Annotated in this window: 17 protein-coding genes and 1 tRNA gene; 3 read left to right on the plus strand and 15 right to left on the minus strand. The window is 62.3% G+C overall.

Features of this window, described 5'->3' with window-relative positions; all coding sequences use genetic code 11:
• Window positions 1–67: 67 nt before the first annotated feature.
• Window positions 68–994 carry a dihydrodipicolinate synthase family protein gene (locus I6F21_RS19025; RefSeq protein ID WP_225140741.1) on the plus strand — a complete coding sequence of 309 codons (927 nt, stop codon included), beginning with the start codon at window positions 68–70 and terminating at the stop codon, window positions 992–994.
• A 105-nt stretch (window positions 995–1099) separates the two neighbouring features.
• Here I6F21_RS19025 and I6F21_RS19030 read toward each other — a convergent pair whose 3' ends face one another.
• The 4 genes from I6F21_RS19030 to I6F21_RS19045 are packed head-to-tail and all read right to left on the minus strand — an operon-like array spanning window position 1100 to window position 6822.
• Entirely contained in the window at window positions 1100–2011 is a 912-nt protein-coding gene (locus I6F21_RS19030; protein WP_225140739.1) for a hydroxymethylglutaryl-CoA lyase, read from the minus strand.
• A gap of 1 nt (window position 2012) precedes the next feature.
• The gene (locus I6F21_RS19035; RefSeq protein WP_225140737.1) at window positions 2013–4016 is read right to left on the minus strand and encodes an acetyl/propionyl/methylcrotonyl-CoA carboxylase subunit alpha; all 2004 of its coding nucleotides are present in this window, start codon (window positions 4014–4016) and stop codon (window positions 2013–2015) included.
• A 4-nt stretch (window positions 4017–4020) separates the two neighbouring features.
• On the minus strand, window positions 4021–5625 hold the full coding sequence (locus tag I6F21_RS19040) for a carboxyl transferase domain-containing protein (RefSeq protein WP_225140735.1): 1605 nt from the start codon (window positions 5623–5625) through the stop codon (window positions 4021–4023).
• Between the two features lie 24 nt (window positions 5626–5649).
• Window positions 5650–6822, minus strand: a complete 1173-nt coding sequence (locus I6F21_RS19045) for an isovaleryl-CoA dehydrogenase (protein ID WP_035999647.1) — start codon at window positions 6820–6822, stop codon at window positions 5650–5652.
• A 111-nt stretch (window positions 6823–6933) separates the two neighbouring features.
• Here I6F21_RS19045 and I6F21_RS19050 point away from each other — a divergent pair, with 111 nt between their 5' ends.
• On the plus strand, window positions 6934–7962 hold the full coding sequence (locus I6F21_RS19050) for an AraC family transcriptional regulator (protein WP_225125478.1): 1029 nt from the start codon (window positions 6934–6936) through the stop codon (window positions 7960–7962).
• Between the two features lie 45 nt (window positions 7963–8007).
• Here the strand turns inward: I6F21_RS19050 and I6F21_RS19055 are convergent, their stop codons facing one another.
• Window positions 8008–8502 (minus strand): Lrp/AsnC family transcriptional regulator, encoded by a 495-nt coding sequence (locus tag I6F21_RS19055; protein ID WP_225140733.1) that lies wholly within the window; start codon window positions 8500–8502, stop codon window positions 8008–8010.
• A 213-nt stretch (window positions 8503–8715) separates the two neighbouring features.
• A complete protein-coding gene (locus I6F21_RS19060) occupies window positions 8716–9021 on the minus strand; it encodes an ETC complex I subunit (RefSeq protein ID WP_024337795.1) in 306 nt (101 codons plus the stop codon).
• A 253-nt stretch (window positions 9022–9274) separates the two neighbouring features.
• On the opposite strand from I6F21_RS19060, the gene I6F21_RS19065 reads away from it, so the two are divergent.
• Window positions 9275–10447: an OpgC domain-containing protein gene (locus I6F21_RS19065; protein WP_036027956.1), complete on the plus strand. Its 1173-nt coding sequence runs from the start codon at window positions 9275–9277 to the stop codon at window positions 10445–10447.
• 12 nt (window positions 10448–10459) lie between these two features.
• On the opposite strand, the gene I6F21_RS19070 is transcribed toward I6F21_RS19065, so the two are convergent.
• From I6F21_RS19070 to I6F21_RS19115, 9 genes are all read right to left on the minus strand, one after another.
• Window positions 10460–10654 carry a hypothetical protein gene (locus I6F21_RS19070; RefSeq protein WP_036027955.1) on the minus strand — a complete coding sequence of 65 codons (195 nt, stop codon included), beginning with the start codon at window positions 10652–10654 and terminating at the stop codon, window positions 10460–10462.
• Between the two features lie 955 nt (window positions 10655–11609).
• The gene (locus I6F21_RS19075) at window positions 11610–13835 is read right to left on the minus strand and encodes a CHAT domain-containing protein (RefSeq protein WP_225183356.1); all 2226 of its coding nucleotides are present in this window, start codon (window positions 13833–13835) and stop codon (window positions 11610–11612) included.
• Between the two features lie 20 nt (window positions 13836–13855).
• The gene (locus I6F21_RS19080) at window positions 13856–14437 is read right to left on the minus strand and encodes a Swt1 family HEPN domain-containing protein (protein ID WP_212066453.1); all 582 of its coding nucleotides are present in this window, start codon (window positions 14435–14437) and stop codon (window positions 13856–13858) included.
• Entirely contained in the window at window positions 14430–15068 is a 639-nt protein-coding gene (locus tag I6F21_RS19085) for a DUF5343 domain-containing protein (protein WP_225183357.1), read from the minus strand. The genes I6F21_RS19080 and I6F21_RS19085 overlap by 8 nt, the downstream gene beginning before the upstream one ends.
• 198 nt (window positions 15069–15266) lie before the next feature.
• Complete coding sequence (locus I6F21_RS19090) at window positions 15267–15533, minus strand: helix-turn-helix transcriptional regulator (protein WP_212066449.1); 267 nt, start codon at window positions 15531–15533, stop codon at window positions 15267–15269.
• A gap of 453 nt (window positions 15534–15986) precedes the next feature.
• Window positions 15987–16063: transfer RNA gene (locus I6F21_RS19100), tRNA-Pro, on the minus strand.
• Window positions 16064–16155: 92 nt separating this feature from the next.
• On the minus strand, window positions 16156–16641 hold the full coding sequence (locus I6F21_RS19105) for a DUF192 domain-containing protein (protein ID WP_035999663.1): 486 nt from the start codon (window positions 16639–16641) through the stop codon (window positions 16156–16158).
• Window positions 16642–16756: 115 nt separating this feature from the next.
• On the minus strand, window positions 16757–17419 hold the full coding sequence (locus tag I6F21_RS19110; protein WP_225125480.1) for a cold-shock protein: 663 nt from the start codon (window positions 17417–17419) through the stop codon (window positions 16757–16759).
• Between the two features lie 198 nt (window positions 17420–17617).
• Window positions 17618–18379, minus strand: a complete 762-nt coding sequence (locus I6F21_RS19115) for an NAD-dependent protein deacetylase (protein ID WP_225113587.1) — start codon at window positions 18377–18379, stop codon at window positions 17618–17620.
• Between the last annotated feature and the right edge of the window lie 93 nt (window positions 18380–18472).

Here is an 18472-nt window from a genome sequence, read left to right on the forward strand (position 1 = left end):
TCCCCATCCCTTTCACAAGAGCCGGCGGCTCCAGCCCCCCGCCGGCATCTACACCTGGAGTCAAATCATGAGCCGCCGCGTTGCCTGGGAAGGCGTCTTCCCGGCCGTCACCACCCAATTCCACGACGATCTCTCGCTCGACATCGACGCAACCGCCAAGGTGATGGACGGATTGATCCGCGACGGCGTCTCCGGCCTGATCGTCTGCGGCTCGGTCGGCGAGAACACCTCGCTTGAGCGCAAGGAGAAGGTCGCGATCATGGAAGCGGCGAAGTCGGTCGCGAAGGGCCGGGTGCCCGTGCTGTGCGGCATCGCCGAATTCACCACCGCGTTTGCGGTGGAGACCGCGAAGGAAGCAGCACGAATCGGCATCGACGGCGTCATGGTGATGCCGGCGCTGGTCTATTCCTCCAAGCCGCACGAGACCGCCGCGCATTTTCGCGCTGTCGCCTCTGCGACCGACCTGCCGGTGATGCTCTACAACAACCCGCCGATCTACAAGAACGACGTTACGCCCGACATCCTGGCCTCGCTCGCCGACGTCGAGACCGTGGTCTGCTTCAAGGATTCCTCCGGCGACACGCGACGCTTCATCGACACCCGCAACATGGTCGGCGACCGCTTCGTGCTGTTCGCAGGTCTCGACGACGTCATCGTCGAGAGCGTCGCCATGGGCGCTGTGGGCTGGGTCTCCGGCATGTCCAACGCCTTCCCGCGCGAGGGCGAGACCCTGTTCCGCCTCGCCAAGGCCGGGCGCTTCGCCGAGGCGATGCCGCTCTACGAATGGTTCATGCCGCTCCTGCACCTCGATGCGCGCCCGGACCTCGTCCAGTGCATCAAGCTGTGCGAGCACATCATGGGCCGCGGCACCGCCCTGACGCGCCCGCCCCGCCTGGCACTGCTGCCGCAGGAAACGGCCGAGGTCGAGGCCCTGATGGCCAAGGCGCTGAAGAACCGCCCGCGCCTGCCGGATGTCGGGCTGAAGGCGGCTTGAAAACTCTCTCGGTCGTCATTGCGAGGAGCCCTTGCGACGAAGCAATCCAGACCGCCTCAGCGGAAAGACTCTGGATTGCTTCGCTTCGCTCGCAATGACGGAGAACTAGGAGACAGCCCGCTTCTTCTTCGCGTTCAGCGCGGAGGCCACGCGGCTCACGGGCGGCTTGCCGAGCACGACGCTCATCGCGTTCGTCGCCGCCAGCAGCTTCTCCATATCGACACCCGTCCTGACGCCCATACCCTCCAGCATGTAGACGACGTCCTCGGTCGCGACGTTCCCCGTCGCGCCCGGCGCATAGGGACAGCCGCCGAGCCCGCCGGCAGCGGCGTCGATGACGCGGACGCCCTCCTCCAGCCCTGCATAGAGGTTGGCGAGCGCCTGGCCGTAAGTGTCGTGGAAATGCATCGCGAGCCTGGCTGCGGGAATGTTGGCGGCAACCGCGCGCAGCATCTCCTTGGCCCTGGCTGGCGTGCCGACACCGATGGTGTCGCCGAGCGAGATCTCATAGCAGCCGAGATCGAACAGCGTGCTCGCAAGATCCGCCACCGCCTTCGGCTTGATCTCGCCATCGAACGGACAGCCCAGCACGCAAGAGATATAGCCGCGCACCTTGACGCCATCCTCCCTGGCGCGCGCCAGCACCGGCTTGAAGCGCTCGATGGACTCCGCAATCGTGCAGTTGATGTTCGCCCGGGAAAACCCCTCGGAGGCCGCCGCGAACACGGAGACCACTTTCGCGCCCGCGGCACGCGCGGCGTCATAGCCTTTCTCGTTCGGCACCAGCACGTGGAATTCGGCGCCCTTCACATGCGCGACGCCGCGCAGCACGGCATCCGAGCTTGCCATCTGCGGGATGGCCTTGGGCGAGACGAAGGCGCCGACCTCCACGGTATCCAGCCCGGCCGCCACGAGCGCCTCGATGAAGGCGATGCGCGCCTCAACGCTGACGGCGGTCTCCTCGTTCTGGAGGCCGTCGCGCGGCCCCATTTCGATGATGCGGACCGGATCGCTCATCTCATTCCCCTGCAGGTTCGACCAAGGCGAGCTCGACGCCCTCCTGCACGATATCGCCGACCTTGCACTTGATGGATTTCAGCACGCCGGCATAGGGCGCGCGCAGCGTCTGCTCCATCTTCATGACTTCCAGCGTGAGGATCGGCGCGCCCTTCTCCAGCTTGGTCCCCTCCTCTGCCAGCACGGCAACCACCGTGCCGGGCAAGGGCGCTGCGATCTTGTCCTCGCCGACATGCTCCTCGCTCTCGCCGCCGAACGGATCGACCCAATGCAGGTCGAAGCGGCCGTTGCGCGTGCGCAGGTACAGCTCATGGCGATCGATGACCGCTGCCACTGACGATTTGACGCCGTCGAGCGTCAGGTCGAAGCCGCCATCCTTCGCAGCGATCGTGAACGCCAGCTCGCGCTCGCCGATCACCAGCGTCGACGGTCCGCTGCCATAGTTCAGCGCGATCTTCTGCTCCGGACCATGGCCGACACGGAAGGCAAAGCTGCGCTGGCGGCGACCGACCGGCTGCCAGCCGAAGGTCTGCCACGGCGAACTCGCCTCCGCATGCGCGGTCTGCCGCTCCTCGTTGACGATGGCGGCAACTGCGGCGCAGAGCTCGAGCTCTCCGGGCGCCGGCGCCGCGGCGGTCAGCACCGCCAGCTCGCGCTCGATGAAGCCGGTATCGATCGCATTCGCCCGCACCTTCGGATGCGTCATCAGCGCCGACAGGAACGGGATGTTGGTGACGATGCCGCGGACGTCGGATTCCTCCAGCCCGCGGTTCAGCCGCTCGATCGCGACGTCCCGCGTCGGCGCCCACGCGATCACCTTGGCGAGCATGGCGTCATAATACGGCGAGACCGTATCGCCCTCGCGATAGCCAGCGTCGATACGCAGGCCGCCCGTCTCGGCCGGCAGTCGCCAGGTCGAGATCCTGCCGACCGACGGCATGAAGTTCTTGGTCGGGTTCTCGGCGTAGACGCGCGCCTCGACGGCATGGCCGTTGAGCCTGATCTCATCCTGCTTGAGCGGCAGCGCCTCGCCGAAGGCAACGCGCAGCTGCCACTCCACCAGGTCGATGCCGGTGATCAGCTCGGTGACGGGATGCTCGACCTGCAGGCGCGTATTCATCTCGATGAAGAACACGTCCTTGCCGTCGGAGACGAACTCGATGGTGCCGGCACCGACATAGTTCACCGCGCCCGCCGCTTTTCGCGCGGCGGCGCAGACGGTTTCGCGCTGCGCAGCATTGAGCGTCGGTGATGGCGCCTCCTCGATCACCTTCTGATGCCGGCGCTGGAGCGTGCATTCGCGCTCGAACAGCGAGAGCAGATTGCCATGGCTGTCGCCGATGATCTGCACCTCGATATGCCGGGGATTGTCGACGTACTTCTCGATCAACATGCGGTCGTCGCCGAAGGCGGCCTTGGCCTCGCGCTTGGCGCTGACGATCGCCGGCGCCAACTCATCGGCGGACCGCACGATGCGCATGCCGCGCCCGCCGCCACCGGCGGAGGCCTTCACCAGCACGGGAAAGCCGATCGTGTCCGCCGCCTTGGCGAGCGTCGCCTCGTCCTGGGCCTCGCCGTGATAGCCTGATACCAGCGGCACGCCGGCCTTCTCCATCAGCTCTTTCGAGCCGGATTTCGAGCCCATTGCCGTCATCATCCCGGCGGTCGGCCCGACGAAGACGAGGCCGGCGTCATAACAAGCCTGCGCGAACTCGGCATTCTCGGAGAGGAAGCCGTAGCCGGGATGCACGGCCTCCGCTCCGGTCTTGCGCGCGGCCTCGATCAAGCGCTCGATATTGAGATAGCTGTCGCGGGCGCGGGCGGGCCCGAGCAATACGGCCTCATCGGCGAGCGCGACATGCATCGCCTCGCGATCGGCCTCGGAATAGATCGCGACCGTGCGCAGGCCCATCGCACGGGCGGTGCGGATAACGCGGCAGGCGATCTCGCCGCGGTTGGCGACCAGGAGCGTGCGGAAACGCCGGTAGAGTTTTGAGCGGTCCATCACATCACATCCTGAACAGGCCGAATTTCGTCGGCTCGAGCGGCGCATTCGATGCCGCCGAGAGGCCAAGGCCGAGCACGAGACGCGTGTCGGCCGGATCGATCACACCGTCGTCCCACAGCCGCGCGGTCGCGTAGTACGGGTGGCCCTGGCTCTCATATTGCGCGCGAATGGGCTCGCGGAATTTATCTTCCTCTTCCCTGGACCAGCTGTCGCCCTTGGCTTCGATATTGTCGCGCCGGACCTGGCTCAGCACCATCGAGGCCTGCTCGCCGCCCATCACCGAGATGCGCGCGTTCGGCCACATCCAGAGGAAACGCGGCGAGTAGGCGCGGCCGCACATGCCATAATTGCCGGCGCCGTAGGAGCCGCCGATCACGACGGTGAACTTCGGCACCGAGGCGGTCGCGACCGCCGTCACCAACTTGGCGCCGTCGCGCGCGATACCGCCGGCCTCGTATTTCTTGCCGACCATGAAGCCCGTGATGTTCTGCAGGAACACCAGGGGAATGCCGCGCTGGCAGCACAGCTCGATGAAATGCGCGCCCTTCAGCGAGCTCTCGCTGAACAGGATGCCGTTGTTGGCGATGATGCCGACCGGATAGCCCCAGATATGGGCGAAGCCGCACACCAGCGTCGTGCCATAGAGTTTCTTGAACTCGTCGAACTCGGAACCATCCACCACGCGGGCGATGATGTCGCGCACGTCGAACGGCTTGCGGCCGTCGACCGGCACCACGCCGTAGATTTCCTCCGCCGGAAACAGCGGATCGCGCGGCTGATGAATGTTCAGGTTGGGCCGCGCGGAAGGCTTGAGCGTGCCGACGATACGCCGGGCGATGCCGATCGCATGCGCATCGTTCTGGGCGTAGTGATCGGTCACGCCGGATTGCCGCGAATGCACGTCGGCGCCGCCAAGCTCCTCCGCGCTCACGACCTCGCCGGTCGCGGCCTTCACCAGTGGCGGGCCGCCGAGGAAGATGGTGCCCTGGTTGCGCACGATGATGCTCTCGTCCGACATCGCCGGCACATAGGCACCGCCGGCGGTGCAGGAGCCCATCACGATCGCGATCTGCGGAATCCCCTGCGACGACATCTGCGCCTGATTGTAGAAGATGCGGCCGAAGTGCCGCTCGTCCGGAAAGATCTCGTCCTGCAGCGGCAGGAAGGCGCCGCCGGAATCCACCATGTAGACGCAGGGCAGATTGTTCTGCCGCGCAATGTCCTGCGCGCGCAGATGCTTCTTCACCGTCATCGGGTAGTAGGTGCCGCCCTTGATGGTGGCATCGTTGGCGACGATCACGCATTCGCGGCCCGAGATGCGCCCAACGCCAGTGACGACGCTGGCCGAATGCACGTCACCGCCATAGAGGCCATAGGCTGCGAGCGGCGACAGCTCCAGGAACGAGGTGCCGGGATCGACCAGGAGGTCGACCCGCTCACGCGCCAGCATCTTGCCGCGCGCGGTGTGGCGCTTGCGCGAAGCCTCGCCGCCGCCGCCGGCGACCTCGCTGAGTTTCTCACGCAAGTCCGCGACGAGGCCGCGCATGGCCTCGGAATTGCGTGCAAAATCTGATGACGACGGATCGATGCTGGAATGAAGCGGCATGGTGTTTCCAATGGGGTGAAGGACTTAAGCCGTCTCGGCCATCAGCTCGCGGCCGATCAGCATGCGGCGCACCTCCGAGGTGCCCGCGCCGATCTCGTAGAGCTTTGCATCGCGCCACAGGCGCCCGACCGGGAATTCGGAGGTATAGCCGACCCCGCCCAGCGCCTGGATTGCTTCGCCCGCCATCCACGTTGCCTTCTCCGCGGAATAGAGGATCGCAGCAGCCGCGTCCTTGCGCAGGGTGCGCGCGTGGTCGGCGCGGTCGCAGGCGCGGCCCACCGCATAGACATAGGCGCGCGTGGCCTGCCAGGTCGCATACATGTCGGCGAGCTTGCCCTGCATCAGCTGGAAGTCGCCGATCGGCTGGCCGAACTGCTTGCGCTCGTGCATGTAGGGCACCACTGCGTCCATGCAGGCCGCCATGATGCCGAGCGGGCCACCCGAGAGCACCGCGCGCTCGTAATCGAGGCCGGACATCAGCACCTTGACGCCCTCGCCCACCTTGCCCATCACATTCTCCTCCGGCACCTCGCAATCGTCGAAGAACAAGGGATAGGTGTTGGAGCCGCGCATGCCGAGCTTGTCGAGATGCTGACCGTGCGTGAAGCCCTTGAAACCCTTCTCGATCAGGAACGCGGTCATGCCGCGCGGGCCGGCCTCCGGATCGGTCTTGGCATAGACCACCAGCACGTCGGCATCGCCGCCGTTTGTGATCCACATCTTGGAGCCGTTGAGCACGTAGCGGTCGCCGCGCTTGTCGGCGCGCAGCTTCATCGAGACCACGTCGGAGCCGGCGCCCGGCTCGGACATCGCGAGCGCACCGACATATTCGCCTGAGATCAGCTTCGGCAGATAACGCTGCCGCTGCGCGTCATTGCCGTTGCGGCGGATCTGGTTGACGCAAAGATTGGAATGGGCGCCGTAGGACAGGGCCACGGCCGCCGAACCGCGCGAGATTTCCTCCATGGCGACGATATGGGCGAGATAGCCCATATTGGAGCCGCCATATTGCTCCGGCGCGGTCATGCCGAGCAGGCCGAGGTCGCCGAAGCGCTTCCAGAGGTCTGCGGGGAAAAGATTAGCCTTTTCGATCTCGGCGGCACGCGGGGTGATCTCCGCCTCCACGAACGAACGAACGGTGTCGCGCAGCAGGCTGATGTCTTCGCCCAGATCGAAATCGATGCTCGGGATGTTCAAGGCGAGTCCTCCGTATTTTGGGCTCCGAAACTAGCCCGGTCCCGGCCCTCTTGCAGTCGAAAAGGTTGCATTTTCCGCCAAACTTGGCGAGGATTTCCGAAAGGAATTCCGATGCCTTTTCAAGCCGCCACCGCGATTCCGCGCCGCGCCGTCACGCCCGCCGCCTTCGTCCGCGGCGTGGTGGCCGCGTACGAGCATTACGGCCGCGATCCCGCCGAAGCCTTGAGCCGGGGTCAGGTCGCGCCGGAGCTTGTGAATTCTCCTGATGGGCGTGTGACCGCGGCCCAGTTCGAAGCGCTGGCGGGCCATGCCATGCGCGAGCTCGATGACGAGGCGCTTGGCTGGTTCTCGCGCCGGCTGCCATGGGGCACCTACGGCATGCTGTGCCGGGCCTCGATCACCGCACCGACGCTGGAGGTCGCGCTCAAGCGCTGGTGCCGGCATCACCGCTTGGTCACAGAGGATGTGCTGCTCGATCTCGAGGTTGGCGAAGAGACCGCCGTCGTGTCGATCCGTCAGCTCCGTGACCTCGGACCCTTCCGCGAGTTCTGCCTCGTCACGCTGTTCCGCTACGTGCTCGGCTTCTCATGCTGGGCTGTCGACTCCCAGATCGCGCTCCGCGCGGCTGAGTTTCCTTACTCAGAGCCCGGCCACGTCTCGGTCTATCCGACCATCTTTTGCCGGAGCGTCCGCTTCGACGCGGACCGCGCGGCCATCGTCTTCGACAAGCACTATCTTTCGCTGCCGCTGACGCGCAGCGCGGCCGATCTCGACAACATGCTCAAGGGCGCGCTCCGGCTCACCGTGCTGCCCTACCGGCGCGACCGCCTGCTGGTCGAGCGCGTCCGCCGCGTGCTGCGAGAAGCGCGCGGACGGGTCCTCGGCGCCGAGGACGTCGCGCGCGAGCTTGCGCTCTCCACCCGCACGATGCATCGCCGTCTGCGCGAGGAGTCCACCTCGCTGCGCGATCTCAAGGAGGAGACGAAATTCGAGCTGGCCAAACAGGAGCTGATGCGCGGCCGCACGCCGATCAAGCGCATCGCCGAGATCGCCGGCTTCCGCAACGAGAAGAGCTTTTCGCGGGCCTTCCGAACCTGGACCGGCACCTCCCCGCGCGAGTTTCGGGGGCGGTATCGCTGAGGCGCTTTTCTGAGATTCAGACTTGATCGTGGAATATTCGGAGCCCTACCCCGCCGGCTCTGCCACCGCGACCTCCTGCAATGGCAGCGGCACGTCCTTGGCAACCCCGAGCACGGGGAAGCTGCGCACGTTCTTGACGCTAGGCATCGCGGCGAAATGCAGGAGCTGCTGCCGCATGCTCTCGACACTCGGCGCCACGCATTTGAGCAGATAGTCGGTGTCGCCGGAAATCCGCCAGCATTGCTGGATGCGCGGGATTGCGGCGATCGAGCTCTCGAACGCCTCCAGCACCGGCTGGGCCTGGCTGCCGAGCTGGATCGAGACGAACGACACCACCTCATAGCCGAGCAGCCGCTCGTCGATCACGGCGCGAACCGCCCGGATCACGCCGCGGCTGAACAGCGACTTCAGCCGCCGCAGGCAGTTCGGCGCGGACACGCCGACGCGCAGCGCCAGCTCGTTGTTGCGAACCCGCCCGTCCTGCTGCAGTTCGGATAGGATTTTCAGATCGACGCCGTCGAGCTGGTCACGCCCCGCCATCCCCCACCTCGTCCTGGTCGTGTCATGCGAGGCAGCGAAGCACGGGGCGGAATTGGTGCCAAGGGTTCTCAGGCGCGGGCGACCAGCCGCTCCCTTCTTCATGGCCGGGCTCGTCCCGGCCATCCACGTTCTTCGTCTACCGCCAAAAATGTGGATGCCCGGGACAAGCCCGGGCATGACGGCACTTTGGATGCTTCGGGTGAGAATGGCCCCTCAATGCGTCCAGGGTTCGCCGCGGCGGAACGAGAAATTGTCGGCATAGGCAACCGGCCGGCGGATCGACTCCTTGGGCTCGATCACCTGGTAGGCGATGCCCTTGCGCTCGCAATAGGCGATCGCCTCTTCCTTGCTGTGGAAGCGCAGCGTTATTTGCTGCTTCATGTCGGCCGACGAGGTCCAGCCCATCAGCGGCTCGACCGAGCGCGGCTGCTCCGGCTCGTAATCGAGCTGCCATTCCCTGGTCTTGGACCGGCCGGATTGCATCGCGTTTTTGGCGGGCTTGAAAATGCGTGCGGTCATGACTGGTCCGGGCCTCTTGGTCTTTCCGTTCGATTTCGATGCGTCACGGTGGCAGTTGGTGGAAATCTCGGGGATAGTATAGAGAAGCCGGTTGGGAACTGATCCTGATTCCGGGCCCGGCAACCCTCGCCAACGGTATAGTCATTATGCTGCACCGTGACAATTGCGTACCCGCGTTTCATCCTGGGACCCCGTTTGGCGGCCCGGTTTCATCGATCTCCGTGCTTCTGTCCTCTCTGAAAGCTCCCGACGCATGGCCTTCCTGAACGTCAGCGCCACACTTCCCGACAAGGGTCGCGACCTCCGGCTCGACCTGTTTCGCGGTGTCGCAAACTGGGCGATCTTTCTCGACCATATCCCCGACAACGTCGTGAACTGGATCACGACCCGCAACTACGGCTTTTCCGACGCGGCCGACCTGTTCGTCTTCATCTCCGGCTACACCGCCTCCTTCGTCTATGCACGGATGATGCTGGACCGCGGCTTCATCGTCGGTGCCACGCGGCTGACCAAGCGGGTCTGGCAGCTCTATGTCGCCCACATCATCCTGTTCGTGATCTACATCGCATCAATCAGCTATCTCGCGCTGCGCTTCGGCGATTCCGAGATGATCAACGAGTTCAACGTCGCCGGCCTCGTCGACAACGCCACCGAGACGCTGCGCCAGGGCCTGTTCCTGCGCTTCAAGCCGCTCAACCTCGACGTGCTGCCGCTTTACATCGTGCTGATGGGCCTGTTTCCGCCGGTGCTGTGGTTCATGCTGCGCAAGCCCGATTTGACGATGATACTGTCGATCGTGCTGTGGCTCGCCGCGCGCCATTACGGCTGGAACCTGAACGCCTATCCGGCCGGCCAGTGGTACTTCAACCCCTATTGCTGGCAGGTGCTGTTCGTGTTCGGCGCCTGGTGCTCGATGGGGGGCGCGCGGCGCTCGGCAACGCTGATCAATTCGCCTGTTACGCTGTGGGTCTGCCTCGGTTATCTCCTGTTCGCGCTGGTCATGACCATGGCCGGCCGTTTCCCCACCTTCGGCGGCATGTTCCCGGAATGGCTGTTCTCGGCCTTCAACCCCAATGACAAGACCAACCTCGCACCGTATCGCTTCCTCCACTTCGTGGTGATCGTGATCCTGGTGATCCGCTTCGTGCCGAAGGAGTGGCCGGGGCTGGAGTGGAAGGTGTTCGACCCCTTGATCGTCTGTGGCCAGCAGTCGCTCGCCGTGTTCTGCGTCGGCGTGTTCCTGTCCTTCGTCGGTCATTTCGAGCTGTCGATGAGCTCAGGGTCGCTGCTCGCGCAGATCTTCGTCAGCGTCGCCGGCATCGCGATCATGACGACGGTGGCTTATTACATCTCGTGGTCGAAGAAGCAGGACAAGCCGCTGAAGCCGCCGCCGGCCAAGCCGGCTGCGGAGGCGAAGGCGGCCTGAGAGAGGCGGCAGTTAGGCCGCCTCTTCGCCGTCGAACTCGGTGAACTTCTTGTAGATCCAGTCTCGGCCGTCATGGCGGCGCCAGACCTTGCCGAGCACGAACTGCCCGTTGATGGAGCGGCGCGGCACGATCACCGTCCAGAGGTGCCAGATCTCGGTCCAGTTTGACTGCGGACCGATGGTCCCGATGTTGCGGTCAATAGACATGGCAGAACTCGCTGGCGCAGAACTTAGGCTGATCCGCGCGCCGCGACGAACAATCATCTGTGGTGGCACAGAATGGACAGCCCATCGCGAGCCGGGACCGACCTGATAGCAGCCAGCCAAACGGCCGCAACAGCCGCTCGCCTTTAACCTTGCCGATCAACCTTACTTCTTGGGATGGAGCGGCGCGTTTGGTTGAAAGCCCGCGCCGGTTTTTCTAGAATGCCCGTGATTTGAGGACGGGCGCGCCGTTTCGGCGCAGGGCGATTTTAAGACTGAACTTTGCAGACGATCGGACGTTTGGAAGCAAGTAGATTGCTGGGGGGACGACAATGATGAAATTGCAATGTGCGCGTCTGCGCCTCGCGTTGCGCGTGATCCCGCCCGCGCCAATCGTGAGCATGGCGTCGCAACGGCCGCCGCAAGCCGCCAACGACAATCAGATGGCCTGGCCGTACGTGCCATTTCCGCCCGGCTGGTACGCCTCGAACTGACGAGCGCGGCGGACAAAACGCAACGCCGCGCAAGCGGAATATTCATCGCTTGGCGGCGTCCGGTTAGACATTGGGCGCTGAAATCCCCAACACGGATTTGTCTATCGCGACGGGCGAAGGTTCGATGAGGCTTTGCTGATTTCCGCGCGAAGCGGAGGCCGGACGCGTAGATGCCTGGCCATTGCCGGTTGGATGCTGACCTCTAGGCCAGCGCCGCCCGGGACTGGTCGGGGCAGCTGGATTCGAACCAACGACCTGCAGTACCCAAAACGTCCTACGGACGGAGAATGGGTCAAGCGGTACGAAGATGTACGAAGTCTATCCTGTTGAAAAACAGGAACTTTCCTTCCCACACCTTCGTACATCTTCGTGCAGCTAATTTCACAAAAAGGGTTCTGAGAACCCTTAGGCCTGGGTTGCAGAACCCTAAGGACATGAGACCAATGTGACGCTCCGCGGCAAGATTACCCCGCGTCCTGCTTGGCGATCTGTTTAAACTGCTCTTCGATCCGCCCCGGCAGGTCAATGAGGATCGTCTCCGGCCGTCCCAAGTGTAGGTAGCTTATGGCGCTTGAATTCGCGATTGTCAGTTCGAACACCCGATCAAGGTCGGCCCTTGGAACTCCACTCTCTTCGTACATCTGGAGGATCGCAGCGAAGGGGTCTTCGTGCTCTCCATTGATTGCCGCGTTACCGCGGGAACCTATGTCCACATAAATTTCGCTGCTGATCCGTTTTCCGTCTTCGAGAGCGCGGTTGAGATCACTAAGGAGTTGCATCCGGATCATGCCTGACACAATTTCGAGCCAGGTCACGGAACGCTGCCGTATGTTGATGGCTACCTCAACGAAAGCTGAGATCCTGTAAAGGAGCCGCGCAATGAAAGCGGCTGCGGTAGGCGCAAAGAGGGGAAATACGGAGGCCAACACGGCGCGGGCCCCCAGCGCCAGGAAGCCATTGCCAACGGTCGCATGATTGCGATCCGCTGCATGTGTATCGCATGCGCTGAGGAGTACGATCGGCGGCATCCGTGTAATTCGATCGCGCAGAGTCCAAACGTCGATCGGCTCATCGTGCAGGTAGAGCGCGGCAGCTTGCTTGTCCCTGTGGGCGCCGTGTCCATCGAATACCAACACCTGACCCTCGAAGGCGTTGATCGCGCCCACCAGTTCGTCGGCATTTGAAACGTTAACGTGGTCCACCTTGAGGTTCTCCTTCCAGTGTGGACCGAAGGCATCAAAGGCAATGTCGAACATTTTAGCGATCGGGTCATCCCGCTTAAGAGCGCTAAGAACAAGGACATGCTGCAGGTCCTTGGGCGTCAAGTGGATTGGCGGTTTCATGCCGATCTGATCGATAAAGAGGTTCCCCGGCGTAACAGGCAGCCTTGCGGTGTCCTTGCGGATGCAAAGGGGCAGTCCGTCGACGTCAAGCCACTCGACATGAGCATCCGCGATAATGCGCACACCAACCGTCGCGCCTCGGATGAACTCGATGAATTCGGTGGGGACGGCGATTTTCATCCGCTCCTGCACTTGCCGGAACGCGAGAAGTCGCTTCCTCGATGTTGTGCTTGCAGCGCGGTACTGCTGCGCGAATGTCCGCACGAGACCTCCCGTGCGGTTGACATCATTCGGAAGGCGGATTACCGGCGCAAACTCTGATGTAGCGAGAGCCGCCACGGCCTTGGTGCCGATATTGAGTTCATCGCGCCTCATGCCGATCAAGAAATGAAGACCTGGCGGACGCCCCTCTATGGGCTCGCCCGTTTTGAGATCAAGGTTATGAAGTGCACGTTTCGCACTCTCGCTTGCGTTGAAGTAATTGTATCCGGTCTGCCTTTGCATCGCCTCTCGCACCAAAGCGAAGCGCCTCCTTTCGTCGGCTGAAGCATCCCGCGGTGCCGGCAAATCGAAGAACTGCGGATAGATAGCAGGCGCGTAGAGATTGAGATCGAACGTCGGACGGAAAATGCGATGCATGTCACGCTGACCATCGGCAGCGCGAAGGTCCAGCACGCTGCGCGACGTTTTCACGATCTGCTCGATATAGGGCGCATTGCCACGCTCCGTATCATCGAACTCGTGGTCGACGACGTTGCGATACCCCACGCTTGCCATAACCATAAGGTTAGGAGTGATGCAGTTATGCCCGCCAACGTGATAGCCGATGTCGCGATCAGGCACGTCGACCCAATTTTCTAAGACCCACCTCGCTTGGGCGATTGAGTTGGCGTCGACCTCCGCAGGAAGCTCATCGAGTGCCGCAAGGAACCTCTTTCGAAGCGCCTCAGCGTTCAGTTCTTCGTACGTGAGGTGACCTCCCTTTTGCGCGACGATGGTGGGCTTGGCAGAGCATGTCGCAATCCATTCGTCGTATTCGCGGGGATCTTCGCTTGATCCGAGGAGAACTACGGTAAAGGGCGCGAACGGAGGTGTCGGCATCGACCTAATGGCCCGCGGCGTCTGGCCGAACCAGTTGACGGGATCCTGCCCCGCCACTCGCCGCGCAATCAGCGTATCCTGCCCATCTTTGGTCAAATCATACACAGTTGACGGCAAGTAAGATGCGGCCTGGACAAGGCGGGCGTTGCGCATAAGGCTTGGTGCAAAACCCTGGATGATGGACGCCTGCTCGGGCAGACCATCTGGCACGACAACAATGTAGAATATGCGTTGGTCCAGATCCAAGTCGCCTCCTACGTTCTCGGTTAGCCGATTAGTCTGAACCAGTCCTTCACTGTCAGTACCAGCCTATCGATTTCATCCTCGGACATTGGGCAACAGTGGGCGATCGGCCCGCGGAGCATGTTCAAGTTTTTGACGATGCGCTGAACGGCTAGTCGGCTGGTAAAGACCGGCTCAAAGTGGGCCCAATTTGCACCGACGATGTCGAACAGGTGGCCAAAGGTCGTGTAATCAATCGCCCGTGCCGAACGCGGCGTCATGCCCATATCGAGTTCGTCTTGCATGAGCTTTTTCACATATTCGCGAATGGCTTGGGGCACCTTGTTTTCCCACCAATCCGCGCCTTCAGCTTCCTCCATCGTCTCGGTAATGAGTTTGCGAGCTGATTGCTCTAGGCAGTAAAACAGCTCGTAATATTGGGCCATTGCTGCAGCTTGTTGCCGCACCTCCTTTTCGAACTGTGGATAGTATTCAAGGGCGCTCTGCTTGATCGCGGGAGGTATGTGACCCAGTTCGATATTATACTGCTGCTCAATACCTCGCAGCTCATCCGTGATCATCATCCCGGACATGCCGAACGAGCGAAGGTGGTTGCTGCTATCCATCGGACGCCTTTAGAAGGTTTTCTTTGAGGCTCTTGAAGATCGCATTGAACACAGCGATGTCAGAAGTAGCCGGCAGATTCAGATTGATAGTGTAGCCAATGTTCAATCCCAACGATTGGCCAGGTATCTGCGGCGGAATGGGCGATGCAGGAAGTTGAATGAGCGGCTGATCGGGCTGCTCGGGCTTGTCAGGCGGCGTTCCTTCCGGCTCAAAGTTCGCAAACTTCTTCACGCCCTTCATTGAATTGAGGATCATGGTGACAGTGGGCGAATCGTTGGCGAGACCGGTCTCTTCGAGAACAAGGCCTCGAATTTCGCTGTCACCAAGCGCGTGCCAAAACTCATTCCGTTTGAAGAGAGGCGCATAGCCATATCGCAACGCTGCTGCGGCCGCGGCGCCTGCTGTGCCCCCATTTCTGAAGCGCGTGTAGATGTCTGACGGAGTTGAGTCGGCGTTCACAAAGCCGATCTTCTTCAAGAAGGATGTCATCTGGTCGCCAGACCCACCTGGCACCTTCAGTATCGTTTTGACGAAATCTTGCGTAACCTTTGCAGGCGTTGCGGCGGCCTTAATGCCCATCAATGCCTTCTCGACGTTGCCGGTGGCCGTAACGTACGGCAGCATTGCCATGTAATGCTCCTAGGTATTGATCGAATCAGCCCTAAATTGTTGGGGCTGACGAACTTAGGTGCAACGATGGCTGTCAACTTACCAACAGGTGTGTGCTACACCGTTTTAAATCGGGTCTATCCGGAAATCCGCACGTAGATCTAAGGGCATTGCGGTGACAGTGCGACGACTACATTGGGCCTCGCCAATTTCCGATCGTTACTGACCCTTCGGGCGGCGCCCTCCAGAAAGCGGCTTCGGAGGGCGTTCGCCGCGGGATGGCACACGGAATAGCTCTGACAGCGGAATCGAAAGCGCCTCCGCGAGCCGGTCAAGGACCAATACCGTGGGGTTCTCGATCCCACGCTCCAAGCTGCTCACATAAGTTCGATCGACTTGAGCATCCACGGCGAGCTTCTCCTGCGAGAGGCCGCGATCGACGCGATGCCGCCGCAAATTCCAAGCTACGAGTCGCCGACCATCCATCCGGCGAGGCGACCATTTCGCTGTTTATAAAACCACGGTCCATAGTCGACATATTCTCTCGAATGAGTTTGCATGGACTTGGGCTCAAATCGAGTCCCAGCCCGAATTAGGACGAAACAAGTCCGGCCGTAGTCAGGAGCAGATATGACGCAGGAGATAGAAAATGCCCCACAGTTCAGACTGCGACCTATGATCTCGATAGCGGAGGTCCTAGAGCGAATTCCGGTTTGCAGAACGACACTCGACAAAATGGTCAAAGAAGGGGTTTTTCCGAAGCCGTATCACCTGACTCCGATGAAGTTGGGCTTCCTTCTGGACGAGGTTGTCGAGTGGCAGCAAAGACTAATTAGTGAGGTCAAGAACCCCACTTCGAGCCGTTAGGGTTCTGGAGGGGTTCTGGAGAACTGGAGGTCCAAATCACGCCTCCATAAGACATTGATTTCATTGATGTTTTGGTCGGGGCAGCTGGATTCGAACCAACGACCTGCAGTACCCAAAACTGCCGCGCTACCAGGCTGCGCTATACCCCGAATGTCCGGCGAGCCCCGTCGATACACGCTTCCCGGAGCGCCAGCAAGCTTTCCAAAGCCGCCGGCCTGGGCCGCAATCGCCCCTGCCCGTCCTATTTGCCGCCGAACAGGGGGTGGCCGACGCGATCACCGGGGCGGATGCCGTACTTCTGCGCCGTCCCCGCCACCACCTCCAGCACGGCCCGGGCGGGTCCCCGGGAGGAGATGATCTTCGTCGACAACGGCTCGGTATTCTCCGCAATGCGCAGGATGCGGCCATCGGCGCGGATGAAGATCATGTCGAGCGACACATAAGTGTTCTTCATCCACATCGAGATTTCCTGCTCGGGATTGAAGTCGAACAGCATGCCTTTGCCGTCGGCCAATTCCTTGCGGTACATCAGGCCGGTCTCCTTCTCCTCCGGGGTCGTTGCCATCTCGACCGAGAACACCTGCACGCCGTTCTTGGTGACGATCTCGAGCGGCTGGAAGCTCGCGGCGCCGGCCGGCGCGCCGGCGACGGCCCAGCCGGCGATGACGAGGATGGCGGCCAGCCAGCCCTTCAGAGCGGACCAGGCGGCCTTTCGATCAGAATTCATCGGGGCTCTCGCGGCGTGGGACTTCAATCAGTCCTTACGCGGCGACCGCCGGAAAAGGAAGAGGCGCGCCGGACTTGCAGCGCGCCTCTGCTCACAATTGCTGGAAGTCATAGCCTTAGTGCGACTGCAATCCCGGCGATCCGGTCTCGGGATGGATCTCGGCCGCCATCATGCCCTTGGAGCCGGGCCCGAAGCGGACCAGCACATACTGGCCCGGCCTCAGCTCAGTCATGCCGAAGCGGCGTAGCGTCTCCATGTGCACGAAGATGTCGGGCGTGCCCTCGCCGCAGGTCAGGAAGCCGAATCCGCGCAGCCGGTTGAACCATTTGACCTGGGCCCGTTCCAGCCCGCTGGTTGGGGTGACCGTGACATGGGTGCGCGGCGGCAGCATCTGCGCCGGGTGGATCGCGGTCGACTCGTCCATCGAAACGACGCGGAAGGCCTGGTAGCCCTTGGCGCGCTGGATGCACTCGACGACGATGCGGGCGCCCTCATAAGCCGTCTGGAAGCCATCGCGCCTAAGCACGGTAACGTGCAGGAGCACGTCCGGCCAGCCATTGTCGGGAACGATGAAGCCGTAACCTTTGGAGGCGTCGAACCATTTGATGACGCCGGTGACCTCGACGAGGTTGGCGCTGGGTTCGCCCAATCCGGTGAAGGGATTGAGCGCATTGTCGCGGCCGGCTCCGCCATGCTCGCCCGGCGTCAATCGCCCCTGCGAGGTGCCCTGTCCGGGAACTCCAAGCTTCTTGGACTCAAATCCGTCCGACGACCCCATAACCCCGGACCCCACACTGCCATGCAACCCGCCACATTGGCGGCGCTCGAATCACGCGCCTTAAGAGAATGTTCTCAATTCGACGCGACGCGAATCTTTCGACTCAAAAGATAACACTCCCGGTTGAGACGCATAGACAAAAAAGAGATTCGCCGGAACCTATGAACAGCTTGCACAGCCGCGAATCAAATTGATGCCTCAATTGCCGACAAAGGGCCCGAGAGTCTCGCCGATGTCGTGGTGGATGACGAGGTCGGCGATGTCGTCCTGCTCGGTCGGCTCGCGATTGATGATCACGAGACGTGCACCGGCGCGCTTGGCCATGATCGGAAAGCCGGCCGCCGGCCAGACCACCAGCGAGGAACCGATCGCGATGAAGAGATCGCAGGCCTGCGACAGCGCTGTCGCGCGCTGCATCTCCTCGTCCGGCATCATCTGCCCGAAGGAAATCGTGGCGGTCTTCACCGGCGCGTCACAGGCGGTGCAGTCGGGCGCGATGCCATCGTCATCGAAACGGCGCTTCACCCAGTCGAGCGGGTAAACCTGCCCACATCCGATGCAGCGCGCATAGGTGGTATTTCCGTGAAGCTCAACCACGTGCTCCGGCGCGAAGCCGGAGGCCTGGTGCAGATTGTCGATGTTCTGGGTGATGACGGCGGGAACCTTGCCGGCGCGGTAGAGCGATGCCAGCGCCCGATGGCCGCGGCCGGGCTTCGCTGCGGCGAAGACCTCCTCCATCGCAAAGCGGCGGCGCCAGGATTCGTCCCGCGCTGACTGGCTCGCGACGAACTCGTCGAACGGGATCGGACGGTTACGCGTCCAAATTCCGCCCGGCGAGCGGAAGTCGGGTATGCCGCATTCGGTCGAGATGCCGGCACCGGTGAACGGCACGATGGTCCTGGCCTCGGCGATCATGTCGCCGAGCCGTTCGATACCGCTCTGCACATCCGATGCGATCAACCGCGCCTCCCGAATAGTTTGGCCTGACAGCAACATGCGCAAGCGGCAAGATCGTTGACGCTCTTATCAAGCGCCAATGCAATGCACTCGGCA

This window comes from Bradyrhizobium sp. NBAIM03 (genome assembly GCF_020194055.1).
GTDB lineage: Bacteria > Pseudomonadota > Alphaproteobacteria > Rhizobiales > Xanthobacteraceae > Bradyrhizobium > Bradyrhizobium yuanmingense.

Bases quoted from the DNA above. Each gene is read 5' to 3' on its own strand.
- I6F21_RS19035 (WP_225140737.1), bottom strand. From the start codon at position 4,016: ATGGACCGCTCAAAACTCTACCGGCGTTTCCGCACGCTCCTGGTCGCC.
- I6F21_RS19050 (WP_225125478.1), top strand. From the start codon at position 6,934: ATGCCTTTTCAAGCCGCCACCGCGATTCCGCGCCGCGCCGTCACGCCC.
- I6F21_RS19090 (WP_212066449.1), bottom strand. From the start codon at position 15,533: ATGGATGGTCGGCGACTCGTAGCTTGGAATTTGCGGCGGCATCGCGTC.
- I6F21_RS19030 (WP_225140739.1), bottom strand. From the start codon at position 2,011: ATGAGCGATCCGGTCCGCATCATCGAAATGGGGCCGCGCGACGGCCTC.
- I6F21_RS19025 (WP_225140741.1), top strand. From the start codon at position 68: ATGAGCCGCCGCGTTGCCTGGGAAGGCGTCTTCCCGGCCGTCACCACC.
- I6F21_RS19085 (WP_225183357.1), bottom strand. From the start codon at position 15,068: ATGGCAATGCTGCCGTACGTTACGGCCACCGGCAACGTCGAGAAGGCA.
- I6F21_RS19060 (WP_024337795.1), bottom strand. From the start codon at position 9,021: ATGACCGCACGCATTTTCAAGCCCGCCAAAAACGCGATGCAATCCGGC.
- I6F21_RS19055 (WP_225140733.1), bottom strand. From the start codon at position 8,502: ATGGCGGGGCGTGACCAGCTCGACGGCGTCGATCTGAAAATCCTATCC.
- I6F21_RS19065 (WP_036027956.1), top strand. From the start codon at position 9,275: ATGGCCTTCCTGAACGTCAGCGCCACACTTCCCGACAAGGGTCGCGAC.
- I6F21_RS19080 (WP_212066453.1), bottom strand. From the start codon at position 14,437: ATGGATAGCAGCAACCACCTTCGCTCGTTCGGCATGTCCGGGATGATG.
- I6F21_RS19040 (WP_225140735.1), bottom strand. From the start codon at position 5,625: ATGCCGCTTCATTCCAGCATCGATCCGTCGTCATCAGATTTTGCACGC.
- I6F21_RS19110 (WP_225125480.1), bottom strand. From the start codon at position 17,419: ATGGGGTCGTCGGACGGATTTGAGTCCAAGAAGCTTGGAGTTCCCGGA.
- I6F21_RS19070 (WP_036027955.1), bottom strand. From the start codon at position 10,654: ATGTCTATTGACCGCAACATCGGGACCATCGGTCCGCAGTCAAACTGG.
- I6F21_RS19105 (WP_035999663.1), bottom strand. From the start codon at position 16,641: ATGAATTCTGATCGAAAGGCCGCCTGGTCCGCTCTGAAGGGCTGGCTG.